This is a genomic window from Streptomyces sp. NPDC096323 (assembly GCF_040302845.1).
In the GTDB taxonomy this organism is placed as follows: Bacteria; Actinomycetota; Actinomycetes; order Streptomycetales; family Streptomycetaceae; genus Streptomyces.
Window position 1 is genome coordinate 585,514 of sequence record NZ_JBEOSI010000005.1, and the last position, 7,152, is coordinate 592,665.

Genomic DNA, 7,152 nt, shown 5'->3' on the forward strand with positions numbered 1-7,152 from the left:
AGCTCACATCCGGAAGACGCCGAAGCCGCCGCGGGCGCCTTCGACCGGTGCGGTGTGGAGGGCGGACAGGCACAGCCCGAGAACGGTCCTGGTGTCGCGGGGGTCGATGACCCCGTCGTCGTACAGCCGCCCGGACAGGAACATCGGGAGGGACTCGGACTCGATCTGCTGCTCGACCATGGCGCGCAGTCCCGCGTCCGCCTCGTCGTCGTACGGCCGCCCCTTCGCGGCGGCGGAGGCGCGGGCGACGATGGACAGGACCCCGGCCAGTTGCTGCGGGCCCATGACGGCGGACTTGCTGCTGGGCCAGGCGAACAGGAAGCGCGGGTCGTAGGCCCTGCCGCACATGCCGTAGTGCCCGGCGCCGTAGGAGGCGCCCATCAGGACGGACAGGTGCGGGACCTTCGAGTTCGACACCGCGTTGATCATCATCGCGCCGTGCTTGATGATGCCGCCCTGCTCGTACTCCTTGCCGACCATGTAGCCGGTGGTGTTGTGGAGGAAGAGCAGCGGGATGTCGCGCTGGTTGGCGAGCTGGATGAACTGGGCGGCCTTCTGCGACTCCTCGCTGAACAGCACGCCCTGCGCGTTGGCGAGGATGCCGACGGGATAGCCGTGCAGCCGCGCCCACCCGGTCACCAGGCTGGTCCCGTACAGCGGTTTGAACGCGTCGAAGTCCGAGCCGTCGACCAGCCGGGCGATGACCTCGCGCGGGTCGAAGGGCACCTTCAGGTCGCCGGGCACGATGCCGATCAGCTCGTCCTCGTCGTACTTGGGCCGCTCGGCAGGGCCTGGATCGGGGTGCGCCTTGCGCCAGTTGAGACGGGCGACGATGCGGCGGGCCTGGCGCAGGGCGTCCTGCTCGTCGAGCGCGAAGTGGTCGGCGAGACCGGAGGTGCGGGCGTGCATCTCGGCGCCGCCGAGCGATTCGTCGTCGCTCTCCTCACCGGTGGCCATCTTGACCAGGGGCGGACCGCCGAGGAAGACCTTGGACCGTTCCCTGATCATGACGGTGTGGTCGGACATGCCGGGGACGTACGCGCCTCCGGCGGTGGAGTTGCCGAAGACGACGGCCACGGTCGGGATGCCGGCGGCGGACAGCCGGGTGAGGTCGCGGAAGAGCGCCCCGCCCGGGATGAAGATCTCCTTCTGGGACGGCAGATCGGCGCCTCCCGACTCGACCAGGCTGATGCAGGGCAGCCGGTTGGCGAAGGCGATCTCGTTGGCGCGCAGGGCCTTCTTCAGCGTCCACGGGTTGGAGGCGCCGCCGCGTACGGTCGGATCGTTGGCGGTGATCAGGCACTCGACGCCCTCCACCACCCCGATCCCGGTGACGAGCGAGGCGCCGACCGTGTATTCGCTGCCCCAGGCGGCGAGCGGCGACAGCTCCAGGAACGGGCTGTCCTCGTCGACCAGGAGCTCGATCCGCTCCCGGGCGAGCAGTTTGCCGCGCGCGCGGTGCCGCTCGACGTACTTCTCGCCGCCGCCGCCCAGCGCGGTGGCGTGCGCGGCGTCGAGCGCGGCGAGCTTGTCCAGCATGGCGGCGCGGTTCGCGCGGTAGTCGGGGCTCGCGGTGTCGAGCCCGGTGGACAGGACGGTCATGCGTGCACCTCCGGTGCGTCGGCGCTGTCCAGCAGGGCCACGGGTATCTCGAGCCGCCGCGCGCGCAGCCACTCCCCCACGGCCTTGGCCTGCGGATCGAAGCGGTGCTGGGCGGCGACGCCTTCGCCGAGGAGCCCGTGGACGGTGAAGTTCAGGGCGCGCAGGTTCGGCAGGACATGGCGTACGACGGTGAGCGCGGCGGTCTCCGGGAGGAGCTCCCGGAAGCGCTCGACGGTCAGCTCGTGGGCCAGCCACCGCCAGGCCGCCTCGCTGCGGACCCACACACCGACGTTGGCGTCGCCGCCCTTGTCGCCGCTGCGGGCCCCGGCGACGAGCCCGAGCGGGGCCGGCCGGGTCGGTCCATCTTCCAGCGGCGGGGGCAGCGGCGGCTGTTCGACGTCCGCCAGGACCCGCGTACGGGCGGCCGGCTCCTGCGCCTCGCGCCGCCCGTCGGGCAGCACGACCACGTGGTGCACGTCACCGGCCGGGACGTACCGCGCCTCGAACACCCCGTAGGGCGCGCCCTTTCCGGGCGGAGCGGTGACGTGGAAGCCCGGGTAGCTGCCGAGCGCCAGCTCGATCGCCGCGCCGGACAGAGCGCGCCCCACGGCGTCGGGGTCCTGGTCGCGGACAACGAGCCGCAGCAGGGCGCTCGCCGTCTCCTCGGTCGCGGCATCGGCCCGGTCGGTGCGCGCGAGCTCCCACCGCACCTCGTCCGGCTGCCGCCCGGCCCGGTCGAAGGCGTCCGCGATCTGCTCGCGGACGAGCTGCGCCTTGACCTCGATGTCGAGCCCGGTGAGCACGAAGACGACCTCGTTCCGCCAGCCGCCGAGCCGGGTGAGCCCGGCCTTGAGCGTGGGCGGCGGGGCCTCGCCCCTCACCCCCGAGATCCGGACCCGGTCGGGGCCGCCGGGGGTCAGCCGTACGGTGTCGAGCCGGGCGGTGACGTCGGGTCCCGCGTACCGGGCGCCGCCGGTCTCGTACAGCAGCTGGGCGGTGACCGTGCCGAGGTCGACGACGCCGCCGGTGCCGTCGTGCTTGGTGATGACGGAGGTTCCGTCGGCGTGGATCTCGGCGACGGGGAAGCCGGGGCGGCGGATGTCGTGGCCGCGGAAGAAGGAGTAGTTCCCGCCGGTGGCCTGGGTGCCGCATTCCAGTACGTGTCCGGCGACGACGGCCCCCGCGAGCGCGTCTTGGTCCTCGGGACCCCAGCCGAAGTGGGCGGCGGCGGGTCCGGTGACGAGGGCGGCGTCGGTGACCCGGCCGGTGACGACGATGTCCGCCCCGGCCCGCAGGCAGGCGGCGATGCCCGCCCCGCCGAGGTAGGCGTTGGCGGTGAGGAAGCCGTCGGGCACGGGGAGGCTGTCGCCCTCGACGTGTGCCACCCGCACGGGCACGCCCACCTTGTCGGCCAACTCCCGTACGGCGTCGGCGAGTCCGGCGGGGTTGAGGCCGCCCGCGTTGGTGACGATCTTCACGCCGCGTTCGTGGGCGAGCCCGAGCCCTTCCTCCAACTGGCGCAGGAACGTGGTGGCGTAGCCGCGCCCGGGGTCCTTGAGCCGGCTGCGGCCGAGAATGAGCATGGTCAGCTCGGCGAGGTAGTCGCCGGTGAGGACGTCGAGGGGGCCGCCGGTGAGCATCTCGTGCACGGCGTCGAAGCGGTCGCCGTAGAACCCGGAGGCGTTGCCTATCCGCAGCGGCCCGGTCGCGGGGCCCGACCCGCCCCCGGTCACCGGCCCGCCTTCGGAGGGCGTCCCGCCCCCGCGGGCCCGGCGAAGGCCTGCGCGATGTCCAGCCAGGTGTCGGCGTCGGCCCCCTCGGCCCGGACGGCGAGGTCGTCGCGGTGGGCGCGCTGGGTGACGAGCAGGCAGAAGTCATGCAGCGGGCCGGTGACGCGCTGGGCCGCGCACTCGGGGCCGTACGCGATCAACTCACCGTCCGGGCCCTCCAGTTCCACCCGGAACTCCTCACCCGGCGCCTGGATGCCCCGCACGAGGAACGCGTAGTCGCGGGCCCGCACCCCGATCCGCGCGACGTGCCGCAGCCGGGCGGTGGGGGCGCGGGTGACCCCGAGGGCGTCGGCGATGTCCTGGCCGTGGGCCCAGGTCTCCATGAGCCGCCCGGTCGCCATGGAGGCCACGCTCATCGGCGGCCCGTACCAGGGGAACCGCGTCCCCGCCGGCGCCGCGCGCAGGGCCTCCTGGAGCCGCTCCCGGCCGGTGCGCCAGCGCACGAGCAGCGCGTCGGGGGCGTACGCCGCGACGACGTCCTCGGCTGCGCGGTCGACGAAGCCCTCGGGGTCCTTCATCGCCCTGGCGACCTCGTCGCCGAACCGTTCGGGCTCGGTGACGGACAGCAGCGCGACCTCGTCGGTCCAGCTGAGATGGGCCACCTGGTGGGCGATGGTCCACCCTTCGGCGGGCGTCGCCCCCGCCCACTGGGCGGCGTTCAACCCAGCCACGATCAGGTCGAGTTGATCGCTTTCGCTGCGCAGGTCGTCGAGCACGGCTGCGACATCGGACACGGTGCGCTCCCCTCGGGGCGTGGCGGTGTGCGGTGGAGCTTGCCAGCGGTCCGTAAAACAATCAAGCACGCTTGCATGATTTTTTTCGGCAGGCCGGTACACCTAGGCTTCAGCCGTGAACGACGACACCACACATGACATACGGATCCGGCCGGGCGGCCCGGACGACGCGCCCGCCATTCTGGACATGCTCGACGGGGCCGTGGCCTGGATGAACGAGCGCGGCAACACCCAGCAGTGGGGCACGACCCCGTACTCGCAGAAGCCCGGCGGGGTGGAGCGGGTGCAGCGGTACACGACCGAGCAGAGCCCGTACGTGGCGGAGCTGGGTGGAACGCCCGTCGGGGCCGTGGTGCTGGGCGACGGGCCCAGTCCGCAGATGCCCATCGCGGCGGCCGGGGAACCCGAGCGGTACGTACGGCTGCTGGTCTCCGACCGCCGGCACGCCGGCCTTGGCATCGGGGCGGCGCTGCTGGCCCATGCCGTCGAGGAGACGCGGCGGGCCGGTGTGGAACTGCTGCGGGTCGACTGCTGGGCGGGCGGCGGGGGCGAACTGGTCGCCTTCTACGAGCGCAACGGCTTCGCCCCCGCCGCGCCCTTCCTGTCCGGGGAGTGGCCGGGCCAGGTGCTGACCCGGCGGGTCTGACGGCCTGGGCGGCTACTCCGCCGCCCCGGACGCCGCCCCGGACGCCGCCTCGGCCATCTTCGCCGTCGTGCTGGCACCGTCCAGCGCCTCGCGGATGATGTCGGCGTGGCCGCTGTGGTGGGCGATCTCGCGGAAGATGTGCCAGAGGACGCGGCGGACCGTCCAGACGACGGGCTCCGGGGGCGACCACGGGTACGCCGGCAGCGCGACCTCACGGTCGAGGTCGGCCTCCTCGCGCACCGTACGGTCGAACGCGCCGGCCGCGGCGTGGAAGGCCTCCAGCAGTCCGGGCAGCGTCTCGGCGTCGGTCATCCGGTTGCCGTCGGGGTCGAGGTCGGCCCACTCGACCTTCGCCGGGGCGGTGCCCTCGATCACGTCCAGCCAGCTGCGCTGCACGAGCCCGAGGTGTTTCAGCAGACCGCCGAGCGTCAGCTCGCTGACGGTCGTGCGGGCGCGCGCCTGCGTGTCGTCGAGTTCCGCGACGGTGTAGAGAAAATTGGTGCGCTGGTCGGTCACGAGCGCGAGCAGATCGTCGCGTTCCGGCATGTTTCCTCCAGGTCGGATGTCGCGACCACCCTAGGTTCGGACACCCGGCCACGCAGCCGGAACGGGATCATCCGCGGGACCCTCTACAGCGCCGGTTCCGGCAGCTCGGCGGTGACGGCGCGGATCGCGTACCGCAGCCAGCGCTGCCCCGGGTCGCCGTCGAGCCGCGGGTGCCAGGCCATCCGGTACTCGAGCGGGCGGATCTCCTCGGGCGCGGGCACGATCCGCAGGCCGGGATCCGGGCGCTGATCCGCCAGCAGCCGGGCGGGCAGCGTGAGCAGCAGCCTCGTACCCAAGGACCGAGAGCGCGGCCAACGAGACCAGGGCCGCCGACTACCTCGCCGGGAGGGACGCCCGCACCCGCCCTCGACCACGTCGCACGCTTCATCAACAGACACGTACGGAGCAAGGGCCGGCCATGACCGCCGCCGTCCCCGCCGTGCGGCGTCACCGCTTCCCGGCGCCCCGCACCTGACTGCGTACCGCCCCCATGCTGGCGCCGATGACGAGCGCGATGGCCAGGGCGTCCGTCGTGGACAGAGCCTGGTCCAGGACGAGGAAACCGGCCGCGGCCGCGATCGCGGGCTCCAGGCTCATCAGGATCGCGAAGGTGGGCGCGGGCAGCCGGCGCAGCGCCATGAGTTCCAGGGTGTACGGGAGGACCGAGCTCAGCAGCGCGACGGCGGCGCCGAGGCCGAGCGTGGACGGTACGAGGAGTTTCGAGCCGGACTCCATGATGCCGAGCGGCAGCGAGAGGACGGCCGCCACCACCATCGCCAGCGCCAGCCCGTCGGCCTGCGGGAAGCGGCGGCCGGTGCGGGCGCTGAAGACGATGTACGCCGCCCACATGACACCGGCCCCGAGGGCGTACGCGGCGCCCACCGGATCGAGCCGGTCGAAGCCCCCGCCGCTCAGCAGCAGCACACCGCCCAGCGCGAGGCCGGCCCAGACCACGTTGACGAGGCGGCGCGAGGCGAACACCGAGAGGGCGAGCGGGCCCAGCACCTCCAGCGTCACGGCGGCGCCGAGGGGGATGCGGTCGGCGGCCTGGTAGAAGAGCGTGTTCATGCCGCCCATGGCGATGCCGAAGGCCACCACCGTGCCCCAGTCCGCGCGCGAGTGGCCGCGCAGTTTCGGGCGGCAGACGACGAGCAGGACGAGGGCCGCGGCGGCGAGTCGCAGGGTGACGACGCCGAGCGCACCGGCCTTCGGCATCAGCAGTACGGCGACCGACGAGCCGAACTGCACGGAGAGCCCGCCCGCGACCACCAGCGCGACCGGCGCGAGCGCCGCCCTGCGCCCCGTGGCGCGGGCGCCGTCCCGCGCACCGGCGCGGGCGCCGTCCTGCCCACCGAGCGCGCTGACCGCCTCGGGGACGGCGACCGCGGCCGCGGCCGGTTCTGTGGAGGCGCCCTGGTCGTTCACCTGTGGCCTGTCCTTCTGCGTTCACGCGCGGGTTCATCTTGAAGGGGGCAGTCCATCAGACTGTACTACCCAATCGAAGATACTGCACTCATCACGTGCAGCACATCCCTCCACGGTAAGAGCGTGGGCACGGCACGCGAAATGCGCCGGGGTGCGGGGTTCCGTGGTGCGGGGTTCCGTCCTCAATCGCCGGACGGGCTTGGTGGTGCGGGTGCCCTCGCGGGTGCGGGTGCGCCACGCCGGTGGGTGGGGGTGGGGTCCCTCCGGGGAGACTCCTCAGAAATGGCATGTGCGGCTCGGTAGGAAGAGTTCCGGAGTCGTACGCCATTTCCTGCGGGGACTCCCCTGCACGCCCCCACCCAGCCGTCTTGCGTGTGAACGCCCGGTGGATCGACTGTCGCAGACGCCA

At 73.0% G+C, this 7,152-nt stretch carries 7 protein-coding genes; 1 reads left to right on the forward strand and 6 read right to left on the reverse strand.

The features are described 5' to 3' along the window. Nucleotides 1–3: 3 nt before the first annotated feature. Genes ABTX18_RS17620 through ABTX18_RS17630 form a run of 3 tightly spaced genes read right to left on the reverse strand, consistent with a single transcriptional unit; the run spans nucleotide 4 to nucleotide 4,126 of the window. Nucleotides 4–1,602, reverse strand: a complete 1,599-nt coding sequence (locus ABTX18_RS17620; protein WP_352123577.1) for an acyl-CoA carboxylase subunit beta — start codon at nucleotides 1,600–1,602, stop codon at nucleotides 4–6. After that, nucleotides 1,599–3,335, reverse strand: coding sequence for an acyclic terpene utilization AtuA family protein (locus ABTX18_RS17625; protein WP_352123578.1), 1,737 nt, complete (start codon nucleotides 3,333–3,335; stop codon nucleotides 1,599–1,601). The genes ABTX18_RS17620 and ABTX18_RS17625 overlap by 4 nt, the downstream gene beginning before the upstream one ends. After that, nucleotides 3,332–4,126 (reverse strand): TIGR03084 family metal-binding protein, encoded by a 795-nt coding sequence (locus ABTX18_RS17630; protein ID WP_352123579.1) that lies wholly within the window; start codon nucleotides 4,124–4,126, stop codon nucleotides 3,332–3,334. Before ABTX18_RS17630 ends, ABTX18_RS17625 begins: the two co-directional genes overlap by 4 nt. Nucleotides 4,127–4,241: 115 nt before the next feature. Here ABTX18_RS17630 and ABTX18_RS17635 point away from each other — a divergent pair, with 115 nt between their 5' ends. Next, nucleotides 4,242–4,772 (forward strand): GNAT family N-acetyltransferase, encoded by a 531-nt coding sequence (locus tag ABTX18_RS17635; protein ID WP_352123580.1) that lies wholly within the window; start codon nucleotides 4,242–4,244, stop codon nucleotides 4,770–4,772. Nucleotides 4,773–4,784: 12 nt separating this feature from the next. Here the strand turns inward: ABTX18_RS17635 and ABTX18_RS17640 are convergent, their stop codons facing one another. The 3 genes from ABTX18_RS17640 to ABTX18_RS17650 form a co-directional block, all read right to left on the reverse strand. Beyond that, nucleotides 4,785–5,318: a DinB family protein gene (locus tag ABTX18_RS17640; protein WP_352123581.1), complete on the reverse strand. Its 534-nt coding sequence runs from the start codon at nucleotides 5,316–5,318 to the stop codon at nucleotides 4,785–4,787. A gap of 83 nt (nucleotides 5,319–5,401) precedes the next feature. Then, entirely contained in the window at nucleotides 5,402–5,614 is a 213-nt protein-coding gene (locus ABTX18_RS17645) for a type 2 periplasmic-binding domain-containing protein (protein WP_352123582.1), read from the reverse strand. Between the two features lie 151 nt (nucleotides 5,615–5,765). Next, on the reverse strand, nucleotides 5,766–6,743 hold the full coding sequence (locus ABTX18_RS17650) for an EamA family transporter (RefSeq protein WP_352123583.1): 978 nt from the start codon (nucleotides 6,741–6,743) through the stop codon (nucleotides 5,766–5,768). Nucleotides 6,744–7,152: the final 409 nt, after the last annotated feature.